This window comes from Halonatronomonas betaini (assembly GCF_015666175.1).
Classification (GTDB): domain Bacteria; phylum Bacillota; class Halanaerobiia; order Halanaerobiales; family Halarsenatibacteraceae; genus Halonatronomonas; species Halonatronomonas betaini.
On record NZ_JADPIE010000003.1, the window covers coordinates 283,404 to 299,280 of the forward strand.

General features: G+C 36.4%; 18 protein-coding genes. 1 reads left to right on the forward strand and 17 read right to left on the reverse strand.

Annotated features, from left to right (window positions below; all coding sequences use genetic code 11):
• Positions 1-20 precede the first annotated feature (20 nt).
• From fabF to pta, 11 genes are all read right to left on the reverse strand, one after another.
• Complete coding sequence (gene fabF / locus I0Q91_RS06815) at positions 21-1,268, reverse strand: beta-ketoacyl-ACP synthase II (protein WP_270453682.1); 1,248 nt, start codon at positions 1,266-1,268, stop codon at positions 21-23.
• Positions 1,269-1,361: 93 nt separating this feature from the next.
• Positions 1,362-1,595 carry an acyl carrier protein gene (gene acpP, locus I0Q91_RS06820; protein WP_270453683.1) on the reverse strand — a complete coding sequence of 78 codons (234 nt, stop codon included), beginning with the start codon at positions 1,593-1,595 and terminating at the stop codon, positions 1,362-1,364.
• A 46-nt stretch (positions 1,596-1,641) separates the two neighbouring features.
• A complete protein-coding gene (gene fabG / locus I0Q91_RS06825) occupies positions 1,642-2,397 on the reverse strand; it encodes a 3-oxoacyl-[acyl-carrier-protein] reductase (RefSeq protein ID WP_270453684.1) in 756 nt (251 codons plus the stop codon).
• Positions 2,394-3,320, reverse strand: a complete 927-nt coding sequence (gene fabD, locus I0Q91_RS06830) for an ACP S-malonyltransferase (RefSeq protein ID WP_270453685.1) — start codon at positions 3,318-3,320, stop codon at positions 2,394-2,396. The genes fabG and fabD overlap by 4 nt, the downstream gene beginning before the upstream one ends.
• Position 3,321: 1 nt before the next feature.
• Positions 3,322-4,281: an enoyl-[acyl-carrier-protein] reductase FabK gene (fabK, locus tag I0Q91_RS06835; RefSeq protein WP_270453686.1), complete on the reverse strand. Its 960-nt coding sequence runs from the start codon at positions 4,279-4,281 to the stop codon at positions 3,322-3,324.
• A 4-nt stretch (positions 4,282-4,285) separates the two neighbouring features.
• Positions 4,286-5,284, reverse strand: coding sequence for a beta-ketoacyl-ACP synthase III (locus tag I0Q91_RS06840; RefSeq protein WP_270453687.1), 999 nt, complete (start codon positions 5,282-5,284; stop codon positions 4,286-4,288).
• On the reverse strand, positions 5,284-6,291 hold the full coding sequence (plsX, locus tag I0Q91_RS06845; protein WP_270453688.1) for a phosphate acyltransferase PlsX: 1,008 nt from the start codon (positions 6,289-6,291) through the stop codon (positions 5,284-5,286). Before plsX ends, I0Q91_RS06840 begins: the two co-directional genes overlap by 1 nt.
• A gap of 163 nt (positions 6,292-6,454) precedes the next feature.
• Positions 6,455-6,628 (reverse strand): 50S ribosomal protein L32, encoded by a 174-nt coding sequence (gene rpmF / locus I0Q91_RS06850; RefSeq protein ID WP_270453689.1) that lies wholly within the window; start codon positions 6,626-6,628, stop codon positions 6,455-6,457.
• A 39-nt stretch (positions 6,629-6,667) separates the two neighbouring features.
• Positions 6,668-7,141, reverse strand: a complete 474-nt coding sequence (locus I0Q91_RS06855) for a YceD family protein (protein ID WP_270453690.1) — start codon at positions 7,139-7,141, stop codon at positions 6,668-6,670.
• A gap of 89 nt (positions 7,142-7,230) precedes the next feature.
• Entirely contained in the window at positions 7,231-8,424 is a 1,194-nt protein-coding gene (locus tag I0Q91_RS06860; protein ID WP_270453691.1) for an acetate/propionate family kinase, read from the reverse strand.
• Between the two features lie 39 nt (positions 8,425-8,463).
• A complete protein-coding gene (pta, locus tag I0Q91_RS06865; RefSeq protein ID WP_270453692.1) occupies positions 8,464-9,456 on the reverse strand; it encodes a phosphate acetyltransferase in 993 nt (330 codons plus the stop codon).
• A gap of 164 nt (positions 9,457-9,620) precedes the next feature.
• Here pta and I0Q91_RS06870 point away from each other — a divergent pair, with 164 nt between their 5' ends.
• Entirely contained in the window at positions 9,621-10,871 is a 1,251-nt protein-coding gene (locus I0Q91_RS06870) for a nucleotidyltransferase (RefSeq protein ID WP_270453693.1), read from the forward strand.
• Here I0Q91_RS06870 and I0Q91_RS06875 read toward each other — a convergent pair.
• The 6 genes from I0Q91_RS06875 to yedE form a co-directional block, all read right to left on the reverse strand.
• On the reverse strand, positions 10,837-11,835 hold the full coding sequence (locus I0Q91_RS06875) for a YlbL family protein (protein WP_270453694.1): 999 nt from the start codon (positions 11,833-11,835) through the stop codon (positions 10,837-10,839). The two genes, I0Q91_RS06870 and I0Q91_RS06875, sit on opposite strands and share 35 nt — an antisense overlap.
• A 22-nt stretch (positions 11,836-11,857) precedes the next feature.
• Positions 11,858-13,228 (reverse strand): sensor histidine kinase, encoded by a 1,371-nt coding sequence (locus I0Q91_RS06880; RefSeq protein ID WP_270453695.1) that lies wholly within the window; start codon positions 13,226-13,228, stop codon positions 11,858-11,860.
• A gap of 2 nt (positions 13,229-13,230) precedes the next feature.
• A complete protein-coding gene (locus I0Q91_RS06885; protein ID WP_270453696.1) occupies positions 13,231-13,923 on the reverse strand; it encodes a response regulator transcription factor in 693 nt (230 codons plus the stop codon).
• Between the two features lie 311 nt (positions 13,924-14,234).
• On the reverse strand, positions 14,235-14,480 hold the full coding sequence (locus tag I0Q91_RS06890; protein WP_270453697.1) for a putative Se/S carrier protein: 246 nt from the start codon (positions 14,478-14,480) through the stop codon (positions 14,235-14,237).
• Positions 14,481-14,518: 38 nt separating this feature from the next.
• Entirely contained in the window at positions 14,519-14,728 is a 210-nt protein-coding gene (locus I0Q91_RS06895) for a sulfurtransferase TusA family protein (protein WP_270453698.1), read from the reverse strand.
• Positions 14,721-15,815 (reverse strand): YedE family putative selenium transporter, encoded by a 1,095-nt coding sequence (yedE, locus tag I0Q91_RS06900; RefSeq protein WP_270453699.1) that lies wholly within the window; start codon positions 15,813-15,815, stop codon positions 14,721-14,723. The genes I0Q91_RS06895 and yedE overlap by 8 nt, the downstream gene beginning before the upstream one ends.
• Positions 15,816-15,877: the final 62 nt, after the last annotated feature.

Below are 15,877 nucleotides of genomic sequence, written 5' to 3' on the forward strand. Positions count from 1 at the left end.
CCCTATCTTATTTGTTTTAATTACTCAGTATACTCTCCAACAACCAGACAGGCATTATGCCCACCAAATCCGAATGAATTACTCATAGAATATTTTAAATCTTCTATTTTGCGAGACTTGCCTGGCACATAATCTAGATCACAATCTACATCTAAGTTCTCATAATTTATTGTCGGTGGAACTTCTTTATTATAAACTGATAATAATGAGGCAATCAATTCAACACCACCGGCAGCACCTAATAAGTGACCGGTCATAGATTTAGTAGAACTAATAGGTAGATTATCTGCATGTTCACCAAATACTGCTTTAATAGCCATAGTTTCAAATTTATCATTAAATGGAGTAGATGTGCCATGAGCATTAATATAACCCATTTCATTATAATCAATTCCAGCTTTATCAAGTGCCATCTTCATAGCTCTGGCAGCGCCTTCACCTTCAGGAGCAGGTTGAGTAATATGATGTGCATCTCCTGTAAAGCCATATCCAAGAACCTCTCCATATATTCTGGCTCCTCTAGCCTTAGCATGCTCCAAATCTTCAAGCACAACCATACCGCTACCTTCACCAATTACAAAGCCATCTCTATCTTTGTCAAATGGTCTGCTGGCTTTTTCAGGCTCATCGTTTCTCGTTGATAAAGCTTTCATTGAACCAAAACCAGCCAGAGCAGATGGAGTTATAGAAGCTTCTGAACCACCGGCTATCATTACTTTTGCATCGCCTCTTTTTATGATTTCCATGGCATCACCAATTGCATGTGTACCAGATGCACAGGCAGTTACAGTATTATTATTTGGACCTTTAGCTCCAGTATAAATAGAAACCTGACCAGATCCCATATTAGAGATCATCATTGGTATAAAGAAAGGACTAATTCTACCTGGACCTCTGTCATGAAGCCTTTTTATCTGTTCTTCCATTACTTCAAGACCGCCAATACCAGAACCAACAATAACACCAGTCTCATTAGCAATTTCATCGCCAATCTCTAAATCAGCATCTGCCAGGGCTTCCATTGCAGTATAAATTGCATATTGAGTAAAAAGTGCCATCCTCTTTCTATCTTTTCTAGTCATATATTTTTCTGCATTAAATTCTTTTAACTCAGCACCAATTCTGCTTGGATATTCTTCAATATTTTTTATTCCTTCAATCTCACTGATGCCTGATTTCCCGGCAATCAGATTTGACCAAAACTCATCTTTTGAATCTCCTAATGTAGATAATACACCTACACCTGTTACAACAACTCTATTAGACATTTAATTGTACCTCCCAGTCAATCTTAAACGAATATTTATAGTATTTCTTTGAAAATGGCCCCGTATAAACTAACGGGACCATTAATTTATAATTTAATTATTTGCTTCTAGATAATCAATTGCATCCTGAACTGTTTCTATCTTTTCAGCATCTTCATCAGGAATTTCAAGATCAAATTCCTCTTCCAATGCCATAACTAGTTCAACAACATCAAGTGAATCAGCACCTAGATCATCAATAAATGATGCTTCCAGAGTAACTTCATCAGGATCAACAGCTAATTCTTCAACGATTAAATTTTTAACACGTTCGAAAAGGTCTGCCATAACATTTCACCTCCTTTCAAATAATTATATAAATGTTAAAACTAAATTACATACCCAATCCTCCTGTAACTTTTATAACCTCACCAGTTATATAGCTGGATAAATCAGAAGCTAAAAAAGCTACAGTATTTGCAATTTCTTCAGGATCACCAGAACGGTTTAATGGAATATTTTCTTTCATTTTATTTAAAGCCTTTTCTGGCATCTCATCTGTCATTTCTGTAGAAATCAAACCAGGAGCAACTGCATTAACTGTAATTCCTCTGCTGGCAACTTCCTGAGCCAGAGATTTTGTAAATCCAATAATGCCAGCTTTACTTGCTGAATAATTAGTTTGACCGGCATTACCGGTAATTCCAACAATAGAGCTCATATTAATAATCTTTCCAGCTCTAGCTTTCATCATTGGCCTGATTACAGCATTACAAACATTAAATATTCCTGTGAGGTTAACATCTATAACCTGCTGCCATTCCTCTGGTTTCATTCTCATTAATAAACCATCTCTATTAATACCTGCGTTATTAACAAGTATATCAATTGTTTCAAATTTCTGCAAAGATTCATTAATTAATTTTTCTGCTTCCTCTTTTTCAGATACATCTGCTTGAATAACAATAACTTCAATATCAAATTTATCCTTAATTGATTCAGCAATTTCTTCAGCTCTATCTTTGCTATTATCTGAAGAATGATTAATTACTATATTAGCTCCAAATTCAGCCAATTTAAAAGCAGTAGCAGCTCCAATCCCTCTTGAGCTACCAGTTATTATAGCTGATTTCCCATTTAAATTTATCATATTAAATCACCAATAATTTTTTCTAAATCTTTGATATTTCTAGTTGAATAACAATCAACTGAACGATCTATTCTTCTTAACAAACCTTTTAAAACTCTGCCAGAACCAACCTCTACAAAAGTATCAATACCTTCATCAATCATTAAATTAATTGATTCTACCCAGCGAACTGAGCTGGTCAATTGGGCAATTAAATTTTCTTCAATTATATTGCTATCAATAACTTTCTCAGCTGTAGCATTAGCAACTATTGGTATAGATGCATCTTTTATTTCAACATTTTCAATAACAGATTTTAATCGATTAACAGCAGGTTCCATTAAACTTGAATGAAATGGACCGCTTACAGATAACTCAACAACCTTTTTTGCACCTGCATTATTCAATCTCTCCATTGCAGTTGCAACTGCTTCTTTTTCACCGGAAATAACTATCTGATTTGGAGTATTAATATTTGCAACCTCACAAACCCCTACAACTTTAGAACATATATCTTCAATAGTATCAATATCAAGTCCAATAATAGCTGCCATTGTACCTAAACCAGCCGGCAAAGCCTCTTCCATCGCCTGACCTCTCTGCCTGACCAATTTTAAGTTATCCTCAAAATTAATTGCTCCAGCAGAAGTCAGTGCTGAATATTCTCCAAGACTATGTCCGGCAACCATATCTGGTACTAGACCCTGCTTTTTTAAGTAATCATCAATAGCTGCACTCATTGTAAATAAAGCCGGTTGAGTATTTTCAGTTAAATTCAAATCAAATTCAGGACCTTCAAAGCAAATTCTCTTTAAATCTAAATTCAGTATTTCTTCAGCACGATTAAAATAGTCTGCAATTTCAGGATATTTATTATATAACTCCTGACCCATGCCTACTTCCTGGGCACCCTGCCCTGGAAAAATAAATCCAATCTTACTCATACTATTCCTCCCCTATCTCTTTACAAGTTTTTAAAAGCAAATCTTCTGCTTCATTAATAATATTATGTATTATCTCTTCAGAAGATAATATATTTTTTATTAATCCAGAAATTTGACCTGCCATAACGCTTCCAGTGTCAACCCTTCCTTCACAAACAGCTTCTCTTAATGCTCCCTCACCAGCTTTTTCTATTTCTTCTTTTGTGGCAGATTCAGCTTCAAGCTTATCTAACTTTCTTGTAAGAGTATTTTTAAGTGAACGAACAGGATGACCGGTAGATCTAGCTGAAACAACAGCATCTCTATCTCTAGCATTAATAATTTTTTCTTTATATTCATTAGAAGCCTGACATTCTTCGGCACAGACAAATCTGGTGCCTAACTGAACAGCCTGGGCTCCTAAAAATAATGCTGCCAGTAAACCACGTCCATCAGCAATTCCTCCAGCAGCAATTACCGGAACATCAACAGAATCAACAATCTGTGGAATTAATGTCATTGTTGTAAGGTCACCTATATGGCCCCCGGCTTCATTTCCCTCGGCTATTACAGCAGAAATCTCCATTCTGGACATTCTCCTGGCAAGGGCAGATGATGAAACAACAGGGATAACTTTGCAGCCTCCAGCTAGAAATCTATCAATATATTTCCCAGGATTTCCAGCACCAGTGGTGACAACAGGAACTTCTTTTTCTGCAACTAAATCAACAACTTCCTCCACATATGGAGATAATAACATAACATTAACTCCAAAAGGTTTATCAGTTATCTCCCTGACCTTATTAATCTCCTGTTCAACTATCTCGGCTGGAGCATTACCTGACCCAATAATTCCAAGACCACCTGCCTTAGAAACAGCCCCTGCCAGTTCTCCAGTAGCTACCCAGGCCATTCCTCCCTGAATTATTGGATATTCTATTTCTAATATATCACAGATATCAGTCTTAAAAAAACTATTCATGATCTTAACCTCCCTGATTCCACTCTAATACAGCACTGGCCCAGGTCAAACCCGCTCCAAATGCAACAAGTACTAGAATATCACCATCTTTTATTCGATTATTTTCAACTGCTTCAGCAAGAGCTATTGGAACAGATGCACTGGAAGTATTACCATATTCAGGTAAATTAACTATCACACTATCCTCATCAAGTTTTAACCGTTTTGCTGCAGCAGAAATAATTCTTGTATTGGCCTGATGTGGCACAAAAAAGTCAACATCATCAGGTTCTAATCCGGCTTCTTCTAATACTTTTAAAGAAGCAGCCCCCATCTTTTTAACTGCAAAACGGAAAACCTTATTTCCTTCCATTGTAATAGTATGCATATTATTAGTGACAGTTCTTTCACAGGCTGGATTCAATGATCCACCAGCTTCCTGATAAAGTGTATTACCACCACTACCATCTGAACCAAGGTGAGTAGCCAGTATGCCACCTTTTTCTCCTGCTTGAAGAACAGCTGCGCCAGCACCATCACCAAATAAAATACAGGTTCCCCTATCTTTCCAGTTAACAATTTTCGATAGAGTCTCAGCTCCTATAATCAAAACATTCTCATACTGGCCAGACTCTATAAATTGAGAACCAACACTTAAAGCATATACAAATCCAGAACAGCCGGCTTCAAGATCAAAAGCAGCAGCATCTTTAGCACCAAGCTTATCCTGAATCAAACAGGCAGTAGCTGGAAATGCCATATCAGGCGTTACAGTTGCAACAATAATTAAATCAAGTTCTTCACCTGAAAGTCCGGCATCAGCTAGAGCTTCTTCTGCAGCTTTAAAAGCCAGATCAGATGTCGGCTGATCATCTGCTGCTATATGTCTCTTTTCAATTCCAGTTCTCTGTCTTATCCACTCATCACTTGTGTCTACCATTTCTTCTAAATCAAAATTTGTTAAAACTTTCTCCGGCACATATTTACCAACACCGGTTATTACTGCTTTTCTATTCTTATTCATTAATTTTCACCATCCCTGGCTATCTCAGATGCAATTTCCGCCACAACCTGCTCTTTAATAGTATCCCGGGCAACCCGGATTGCATTGAAAAAAGCAGTAGCATCTGAGCTCCCGTGACCAATTATTACAATCTCATTAAGGCCTAATAAAGGAGCACCGCCATATTCTCTATAATCTACTTTATTTTTCATCTTTTTTAAATTATCTTTAACTAAAAATGCGCCTAATTTACTCTTTAGATCTGAAGTTAAAGCATCTTTTAATAATGAAAACATAAATTCTGCTAAACCTTCAGTTGTCTTCAAAATTACATTTCCTGTAAAACCATCTGTTACGATTACATCATATTCTCCAGTAAAGATATCTCTACCTTCAATATTTCCAGCAAAGTTATCAATTCTTTTATCATTGTCAATTAACTCAAAGGCCTCATTTGTAAGTTTACTGCCTTTACCCTTTTCTTCCCCAACATTCATCAGGCCAATCTTGGGTTTATCTCTATTAAGTATCTTTTTAGCATATATCTGTCCCATCAATGCAAATTGCTGAAGATATTCAGGTTCAGCATTGGCATTCGCACCGGCATCTAAAATTAAAGTTGGTTTATTTTCAGTTGGAAAGAGAGTTGAAATAGCAGGCCTTTTAATCCCCTTTAGCCTCCCGACTTTTAGAACTCCTGCTGACATCGCAGCACCAGTACTGCCAGCTGCAATTAAAGCTTCAGCATCTCCTTTTTTCACTAATTCAGAGGCAACCACAATTGATGAATCTTTCTTTTTCCTTATGGCTTTAGCAGGAGAATCTTCCATAGTTATTTCTTCAGTTGCATTTATAACCTGTAATCTTTCCTGATTATAACTTTGATCTTCCAGATAATTAGATATTAAATCCTCTTTACCTACGAGCTTTAATGTAATATCATCAAAACTATTTACTGCTTTTAAAGACCCTTTAACAACAGCCTCCGGGGCATTATCTCCACCCATAGCATCTACAGCAATTATCATGATAAGACCTCCAGATAATTATTATTCAGCAAATTTTAACTTTACTTATCTCCTAATAATTATATATAAAATCAAGGCCTTATGCAAATTATTTAATTTCTACAATGTCAAAATTAAGTAAGAAAAAAGACCTGCAATAGCTGCAGGTCTAAACTAACGAATATTAGTTTGAGGTGATTTCTTTACCTTTGTAATGTCCACACTCAGGACATACCCGGTGAGGAAGAATTTGTGCTGTACAATTTGAACATTCTATTAAGTTTGGAGACTTCAATTTCCAGTGAGTTCTTCTCTTTCTCTTTCTGGATTTAGAAGTTCTTTTCTTTGGTACTGCCATTACAAAAACACCTCCTTTATTTCAAAAAAACCTAATCAATTATTCCTCGTTATAAAGTTCTCCTAATTTCTCTAAACGGGGATCAATATCTTCTTTTTCACAGTCACAATTAAACTCATTTAAATTCTGACCGCATTGACTACAGATCCCTTCACAATCAGAGCTACAAACTGCTTTACTCGGAATCGTCAGAATAAGGTTCTCTTTAAGTTTATCACTTAAATCGACATGAGCCAGATCATCAATTTCACTTTTTTCAATAATAAATTCCATATCAGTCTCAATTGAATACCTGAACTGATCCAGACATCTGGTGCAGGCTAACTTATAGCCACCTTCAAGCTTGCCTGTAAAGACAAACTCATCTTCATCAGCATAAATATCAACCTTAACATCAAGGGGCTCATCAACATTAATCTCCCTCTGAAAATAATCGATATCTTCAGGAAGATATTTTCCAGTTATTGTAGTATAACTGCCCTTCTCCTGATATTTTGTAAGATCAATTATCAAAAGGATTCCCTCCATAAAGCTCAAATTCTTAAACAAAACTACAAGCAAAAATTATTATACATCATAAATAGCCCTGTTGTCAAGAAAAACTATCCTTCTAAGATCTCTGCAGTATCTCTTGCAATAACCAGTTCTTCATTTGTCGGGATAACAAATACCCTTGTATCAGAACCAGCTTTTGATATCTCTATTTCTTTGCCTCTAGAATCATTAGCTTCTTTATCCAGTTCAAAACCTAAATACTCAAGTCCATCTAAAATACCCTCTCTAATTTCTATTGCATTTTCACCAATACCAGCAGTAAATACAATAGCATCAACGCCACCCATAGCAGCAGTATAAGCTCCAATATATTTTTTGACTCTATAATTAAATACATCTCCAGCCAATTGAGCTCTCTCATTCCCATCGGCAGCAGCTTCCTGAATATCCCTGGAATCATTGCTAATCCCTGAAATTCCTAAAAGTCCACTTTTCTTATTCATGATATTATCAATTTCTTTACTGGATAAATCTTCTTTTTCCTGTAAGAAAGGTACAATTGCTGGATCAATATCTCCACATCTTGTACCCATTACAAGACCCTCTAATGGAGTCAGGCCCATACTTGTATCAATTGATTTACCATTTTTAACTGCAGCCACACTGGCACCATTACCAAGATGGCAGGTAATAATTTTTGAATCATTAAAATCTTTATCAATTAGTTTAGCTGCTCTTTTTGCAACAAACCTGTGAGAAGTTCCATGGAATCCATATCTTCTAACACCATACTTTTCATAATACTCATATGGAAGAGCATAAGTATATGCTTCAGCAGGCATAGACTGATGGAAAGCAGTATCAAATACACCAACTTGAGGTTTTTCAGGCATTAATTCCTGACAGACTTTTATACCGGCAATATTAGGCGGATTATGGAGTGGAGCAAGATCAGAAACATCTTCCATCTGCTCAACCACTTCATCTGTTATTTTTACAGAATCAGCAAATTTTTCACCACCGTGAACAACCCTGTGACCAACGGCATTTATTTCATCCATGCTAGCTAGAACACCATGATTATCATCTAAAAGAGCATCAATAACCAGGCTAATTCCTTTACTATGATTAGGAATATCTTCTTTTATGACTATCTCATCACCATTAACTTCATGCTCTAAAAATGAATCATCAATTCCAATTCTTTCAACAATACCCTTTGCCAGTACATTTTCATTTTCCATATTAAATAATTGATATTTAATTGATGAACTTCCACTGTTAAGTACTAAAATTTTCATTTTTTTAAAATCACTCCTAATTTTTTATTAATAATTTTTTTATACCTGAAGAGCAGTAATTGCTGTCAGATTAACAATATCATCAACTGAACAACCTCTTGATAAATCATTGACCGGCTTATCCAGGCCCTGAATTATTGGGCCAACAGCTTCAGCCTTAGCCAGCCTTTGTACCAGTTTATAACCAATATTCCCGGCTTCTAAATCTGGAAAAACCAGGACATTAGCCTGACCTGCAACTTTACTATCAGGGGCTTTTCTCTCAGCAACTGATGGAACTAAAGCAGCATCTGCCTGCATTTCGCCATCAATCGATAAATCAGGTGCAATCTCTTTAGCTTTTGCTGTTGCCTGTTGAACTCTTTCAACCAGCTTATGCTTTGCACTACCCATTGTTGAAAATGAAAGCATGGCAACCTTCGGATCCAGTCCAGCTATCTTACTGGCTGTATCAGCACTGGCAACAGCTATTTCACCTAAAGTATCAGCATCCACTTCAGGATTGACAGCACAGTCAGCCATGATCATTTTTCCATCCTGGCCAAAACTCTTATCAGGCACAATCATTACAAATGCTCCTGAGACTGAATTAATACCTTCAGCAGTCTTAATAATCTGTAAGGCTGGCTTTAAAACATCACCAGTTGGACTGGCAGCACCTGCCACCATACCATCAGCCAGACCAGCTTTAACCATCAAAGTCCCATAATATAATGGTTTTTCAATCATTTTTTCAGCATCTTCCATTGTTATACCCTTATGTTTTCTTAAATCAACAAATAACTCAATTAAATCAGTTCTCTCATCAGTTGCCTCTGTCGGATCAATCATTTTACAACTTTCCAGATCAACCCCTAAATCATTGCCATCAGATAAAATCTTCTCGCTATCACCTATTAAAATAATTTCAGCAATACCATCTTCAACTATTCTTGCAGCAGCCTCTAAAACTCTACTATCTTCTGTTTCCGGTAAAACGATAGTTCGTTTTAATGCTGATGCCCTTTCCTTTATTTCATCTAAAAAATTCATAATTCCCCCCTTGCCTTGCTGTAAATAAAATTCTTTGATATTATAAAGTTAATTGAATATTCTAGTGAAAAATCTTTCAATATACTTAATTCAACATAAGTATAAAGATTCCTGCTAAAAATATAAAGTAAAACTTATCAAATTTTTTTGAAAAAGGTGATAATATGCAAGCTACAGGGCTAATAGTAGAATATAACCCCTTTCATAATGGGCATGATTACCATTTAAAGCAATCTAAATTAATTACTGATAACCAGCCAGTGGTAGCAATAATGAGCGGCAATTTCACCCAGAGAGGTGAGCCAGCTATCTTTGATAAATGGATTAGAGCTAAAATGGCGATCCAGGCAGGAATTGACCTGGTCATAGAACTACCTCTAAGCTATGCAATCAGAAGTGCTGAATATTTTGCCAGAGGTGCTACTTTAAGTCTTGCCCATACCGGCCTGGTTAATAATATTGTCTTTGGAAGTGAAAAAGGCCAATTAAAAATCCTAAAAGCAATTGCCAGTCTACTTGCTACAGAACCTCCTGAATTTCAAAATATATTAAAAAGAAACTTAAATAACGGATTATCTTTTCCAGAAGCCCGGGCTGAAACAATCAAAGAAATGCTAGGAGACGAAGCATTTAAAGCTATCAATAAACCTAATAATATCCTTGGAATCGAATATCTAAAAGCTATTAAAGAATATGATCTACCGATCCAGGCCAGAACAATAGAACGTAAAGCAAGCAACTATCATGATGAAACTCCTGGTCAATCAGAGATTGCAAGTGCTACTGCAATCAGGAACCTGGTTTATAAAAATCAGATCGAAATAGCAAAAAGCTATATTCCAGAATTTAATCAAAATTTATTCAAAAGTTCTATCCATACTGGCAAAGGTCCTGCCAGACTTAAAACCTGGGAAGAATATACCCTATTTAAAATTAGAAGTCTTACCAGAGATGAACTGCTGGATATTCCTGCAATTAGTTACAATCTAGCAAATTCAATTTTAAATTATAGAAATAAAATTACAAACTATAATGATTTAATTAATCGCTTGACCTCAAAAACTTATCCAAAAAGCAGAATCACCAGAGCATTATTACAAATTTTATTAAGATTAAGCAAAGCTAAATATATAGAGCACAGGCTTGAAGAGCCAGCATATCTTAGAGTCCTGGCAGTAGGTAAAAAAGGTGAAAATATATTATCAGAGCTGGCAAATAGAGCAAAGGTACCAGTTATCATTCAACCAGCTGAATATTTAAAGGAGCCTGATTTTAACAGCTCAGACAGACTAAAATACCAGCTATCCCTGGATATCCATGCCAGTAATCTTTACTCACTAATAATTCCAGCCCAATCAGCTAAAACAGGAAATAAAGACTTTACTCAACGTTTAATTGCTCTAAAAGATCTCTAAAATCAGGCGATTCAATAATCTCAATATCTACACCAAGGCTTTCAATAATAACACCGTGATCTTCAGGTAAAATAAAAGTTGATATTCCGTCATTTTCAGCAGCTATTATTTTTAAGAGTTCACCGCCGACTCTGCCAATCTCTCCATCAAAATTAATCGTACCGGTTCCAGCATACCTATTGCCTCTGGTAATGTCCTCTTCTGTCAGCTGATTATATATCTCAAGAGAGAACATAACACCTGCTGATGGACCCACAATATTTTCTGATGTAAAATTAACATATTCAGGCATATCATAATCCAGACCAGCTGTTGTTATATAAATTCCTAAAGAGGACCTCCCGACTTCCTCTGGATGCTCAGCTGTTGTTATCTCAAATTCCAGTATTTCTTCATCTCGTTTAACCTCAAGCAATAATTCAGTTCCAATCGGATAAGATTTAATTAATTCAACAGCTTCAGATGCAAGTTCAACTTCTTTACCATCAATTTTCAGAATTATATCATCAGGTTCAAGAATCTCTTCAGACTGGCCATCTTCAACCAGGTCAACAACTTTTACTCCCTCACCTCTCATTTCAACATCATAGCCAAGTTCTCTATAGGCAACAGCCTGGGCTGATAACTGACTTTCAACCATCAATTCCTGCATTAGATTCAAATATTCTGACTCAGACATCCCAGGTGGTATGGCAGTTCTCACAGGAATCAGTTCTTTGTTTTCAGATGGAAACAAATAAAATACAGCAACATCCCAGAAAGAAGCCCTTCGCTGGCTAACTGAGGTAAGATAAAATCCTCCCCAGTCATCATCTCTATAACTACCCTCAACAGTTATCATTTCACTTAAATTAAGAGCAGGGCCTGGCTCAGATATAAAATATTGTGAAGGTATAAAATTAACTGCAACAAATAATATCAATAAAACACCAATTATTTTATTTTTTAGCGGAATTCTTCTCATCTAAACCATCCTTTAAAAACTATTATTGAGGAAGCATAACAACAAAATTGCTCCCTTTATCACTATCTTCTAAAAAGATATCGCCTCCTAAAGCAGCGACAATCTCTCTGGTAATTGCCAGGCCGAGCCCGGAACCTCCAGTTTCTCTAGATCTTGATCTATCAGTTCGATAAAACCTCTCAAAGATCAAATCTTTCTCCTCTTCTGGAATCCCAATTCCAGTATCTTCAACCTCAAGTCTCAGATTATCATCTATAAGGTTAACTCTCACATCTACCCTGCCACCAGCTTCAGTATATTTAAAAGCATTGGTTATTAAATTATTTAAAATAATTTCAACTGCCTGCCGGTCAAGGCTTATCCTGTCAAGGCCTGCAAAAACCTCATAGTTATAATTAATTTCCTCATTTTCAGCTTTCTTTACATAGAAATTCAATAACTCATTAAAATATTCATTGCCATCAACTGTCTCAATATTTACATCAGTCAATTTCTTTTCAAGTTCAACCAGCTCAGTTAACTGACCGGTTAAGTTAGTAATTCTATCAACCTCTTCATTTATACTCTCAAGGTTTTCTGCATTCAACTCCAAAATCCCATCTTCTAATGCTTCAACTGTGCTCTTTAAATTATGGAGCGGAGTCCTTAACTCATGGCTAAAGTCAGCAGCAGATTCCCGGCGAATCTTCTCAAGATATTTCAACCTGCCGGCAAGACTTTTTATCGCCAGGCCTAAAGACCTTAACTCGCCAGATAATTTTTCAGGAACCTCAATCTCATAATTGCCTTCCCCTAACTTGCCAACTTCATCAGCAAGTTTATTTACAGGCATTGCCAGTTTCCTGGATAACCAGAAACTAATCAAGCCACCGGCAAAGACCAGTACCATTCCAAGGGGCAGAATAAATCTATTAATTTCATTTCTAAAATTAGCTGTCTGTTCAGCTATTTCAGAATAGATAGCCGGTTGACCATCCCGTTCTGGCCAGATTAAAACACCAAAATCTCTCTCATTAATAATAATATGATAGCCCTGACTTAAATCTGCCTCTTCAAAGAGTTGCATCATCCGTCTGCCTCCGCCTGAGCTCATCCTTCTATTATCCATCATATCATGATGGTCCATATGACCATTCCCAGGGTCAGCAATATATTCTAATTGATTTATCCTGGCAAATTGCTCAATATGATCATAAACAGCCTCTTCACCTTCATTATCATAAATATCAATCAGTTGCCGCTCAAGCCGATTAATATTTGCAGCCTCTTCCTGCATCTGATAATCAGAAAAATATCTATCAAGGCCATAATTAAACAGGATCGTAATTGCAGCCAGACCAACAACTAGTAATATAATTATCGAAATAAATATCCTGAATCGCAAATTATTCATAATTAATCACCCTGACTATCATCAAGCTCAAATCGATAGCCCATCCCATAAACAGTCTCAATCAACTGATCCTTTTCCAGTCCCAGCTTCTTTCTTATATTTTTAATATGAACATCAATCGTCCTATCAAAGCCGGCATAATCAAGCCCTAAAGCCCGATTAACCAGTTGTTCTCTGCTCAAAACCTGACCTCTGTTCTTATAGAACTCATAGAAAATATTAAATTCAGTTCCAGTCAAATCAACATCTTCACCGGCAAGAAAAACTTTACCTGCAGCCGGTTTAATCGTAATATCATAGCCAGGCAATTCTATAACTTCACTTTTTAACCTGCCAGTCCGCTTTAAAATCGCCTTAACTCTGGCAATAAGCTCTCTGGGGCTAAAAGGCTTAACCAAATAATCATCAGCACCCTTTTCAAAACCCTTGACCCGATCATCTTCATCTGATCTGGCAGTCAGCATCAAAATTGGCAGATCATAAAAATTTCTGACCTCTTCTGCAATCTCCCAGCCATCAATTCCAGGTAACATTATATCTAATATCAATAAATCAGGCGGATCAGACAATACTTTTTCTAAAGCCATATTGCCATCACTTGCAATCTCAACCTCAAAACCAGCATCTTCTAAATACGAAGATACTATCTTTCTAACCTTTTCTTCATCCTCAACTAAAAGTATTTTCTCTTTCATCTTACCTAAATCCTTCCTGACTCCTTATAAATCAATTATTGCTAAATACCACTCTAATTATATCAGATAGTTATCTAAAAATAAATAAATTGATTTGCAAAATACATTTAATTAAATTCAGAAAATTCCAAAATAGCTTGCTTTAAGTACAATAAAAAGAGCCAGCCAAAGTCCTGGCCGACTCTCATAATTATACAAAATATTTTCTGTTTTTAACAGGGACCTGGTCCATACCCGACAGTTACCAGGTCCTATCTATTAACAAATTTCACAAAGTCCTATATCTGTATATTATACACTTTTTAAGTATATTATTCACAGGGGATAGCCTCATATCCATTTATATTTTCATAACAACCTTCCAGCTCAATACCCTCATTTAATAAATTAATCCCGGGACTACCAATCTCATCAAACCTGGCAGCCAGGGCATAGCCACAGGATGAACTGATTTTACGGGGTACCGGCTTTAACTGACAGTCAACCCCTTCAGATTTCAGAAATTTTTCAGCTCGCATTGCATCATTAGTTGTTGGAAATGTAAATAATAAATTCAAAATCTATCCCCCCAATCTAAACTATTCATAAATCTAAACTATTTAGTTAATAAATGATATTGCTGTCCATCTTCCTGCTCTTTATATTCCAATCCAGCCTTCTTTAAGAATTTGCCAACATTTTCTCTAGCAACTTCAGTATCAACAATAATATCTAAATCCTTATCCCCTGCTTCAACAGCCTGCTTAACTAATAATACAGGTTGTGGACAGGAAAGTCCAGAAGTATCAATTAATTTTTTAGACATTTGAGCTAGCCTCCCTTCTTCTAGTAGCTATCTCTTTATTATTTTGAGTAATATTAACCCAGGCTAGAATAAATAACGCAATTATCAGACCAATAGTTGCAGCTCTTCCATTAAAGCCAACGCCATCAGGACTACCTGCAAGCCCAAAATTATGGGAGATAGCAGCCCCAAAGACCATGCCAAAAACAGCTATTACTGAATCAATATTTCCTTCACCGGCAAGAATAGTCTGCCTTAAAGGACAACCACCTAACATGATAGCTGTTATACCAACAACAAACATCCCAAGAAAATTCCAGAGATAATCAGTATGGGCAACAGCCTGTCCAGTAAATCCAGGGTTGAATTGACCTAAAGCAATATTTGCACCAGTGGCAACAACTATAATAGCTATCATCCCTTTAAACAAATCAAAATCCCTTACTAATATAACATCTCTTATTGCACCAGCAGAACAGATCCTGCTCCTCTGGGCTAGCCCGCCAATTAACAGACCAACCACTAAAGTAATCCAGAGCGGAGCAAACTGAGAACCAGGTCCACTCTCACTTAAAAAGATAAATTCTGGATTAATTAATCTCAATAATAATAGGCCAATAGCAACAGCAGGGAATAAATACCCCTTTGTATCCCTTTCAGTGCTGGCCCTTCCTAAAGAGAAGCCTTTTTTCAAAAATTCAGTTGCCAGATAAACCCCTGCAACAAAGCCAAACAAGCCACTAATAGCTGTCCAATCGCCACCACTTAACCGTAAGACCATTCTCCAGGGACAACCTAAAAAGACCAGTGCTCCAATCATCATAGCAGCCCCTAAAAAGAATCTGGTAAATGGTGATGATCCTGATTGTACCTTATATTCTCCTTTAACTAAATTAGCAATAACAAAGGCTCCTATTATAAAGCCTACAATCTCCAATCTGATATTCTGAACCACTCCAGCCCTATGTAATCCAAGGCCTCCAGCAACATCTCGCCAGAAACAGGCCAGGCAAAGACCCATATTAGCCGGGTTCCCCAGCCACATTAATAAAGACCCTGCAAGTCCAATTACAACTCCTGTTAAAATTATTACTCTACTCTGTTTCATATAATCCCCCCTAAGAATTATGTGAATATTTTATTATAACTTCCTAAATGATTATAACATAA

Coding starts and splice junctions, on each gene's coding strand:
- I0Q91_RS06885 (WP_270453696.1), bottom strand. CDS start 13,923: ATGAAAGAGAAAATACTTTTAGTTGAGGATGAAGAAAAGGTTAGAAAG.
- I0Q91_RS06895 (WP_270453698.1), bottom strand. CDS start 14,728: ATGTCTAAAAAATTAATTGATACTTCTGGACTTTCCTGTCCACAACCT.
- I0Q91_RS06860 (WP_270453691.1), bottom strand. CDS start 8,424: ATGAAAATTTTAGTACTTAACAGTGGAAGTTCATCAATTAAATATCAA.
- yedE (WP_270453699.1), bottom strand. CDS start 15,815: ATGAAACAGAGTAGAGTAATAATTTTAACAGGAGTTGTAATTGGACTT.
- fabG (WP_270453684.1), bottom strand. CDS start 2,397: ATGATAAATTTAAATGGGAAATCAGCTATAATAACTGGTAGCTCAAGA.
- fabK (WP_270453686.1), bottom strand. CDS start 4,281: ATGAATAGTTTTTTTAAGACTGATATCTGTGATATATTAGAAATAGAA.
- pta (WP_270453692.1), bottom strand. CDS start 9,456: ATGAATTTTTTAGATGAAATAAAGGAAAGGGCATCAGCATTAAAACGA.
- I0Q91_RS06840 (WP_270453687.1), bottom strand. CDS start 5,284: ATGAATAAGAATAGAAAAGCAGTAATAACCGGTGTTGGTAAATATGTG.
- I0Q91_RS06880 (WP_270453695.1), bottom strand. CDS start 13,228: ATGAATAATTTGCGATTCAGGATATTTATTTCGATAATTATATTACTA.
- I0Q91_RS06875 (WP_270453694.1), bottom strand. CDS start 11,835: ATGAGAAGAATTCCGCTAAAAAATAAAATAATTGGTGTTTTATTGATA.
- rpmF (WP_270453689.1), bottom strand. CDS start 6,628: ATGGCAGTACCAAAGAAAAGAACTTCTAAATCCAGAAAGAGAAAGAGA.
- plsX (WP_270453688.1), bottom strand. CDS start 6,291: ATGATAATTGCTGTAGATGCTATGGGTGGAGATAATGCCCCGGAGGCT.
- acpP (WP_270453683.1), bottom strand. CDS start 1,595: ATGGCAGACCTTTTCGAACGTGTTAAAAATTTAATCGTTGAAGAATTA.
- fabD (WP_270453685.1), bottom strand. CDS start 3,320: ATGAGTAAGATTGGATTTATTTTTCCAGGGCAGGGTGCCCAGGAAGTA.
- fabF (WP_270453682.1), bottom strand. CDS start 1,268: ATGTCTAATAGAGTTGTTGTAACAGGTGTAGGTGTATTATCTACATTA.
- I0Q91_RS06870 (WP_270453693.1), top strand. CDS start 9,621: ATGCAAGCTACAGGGCTAATAGTAGAATATAACCCCTTTCATAATGGG.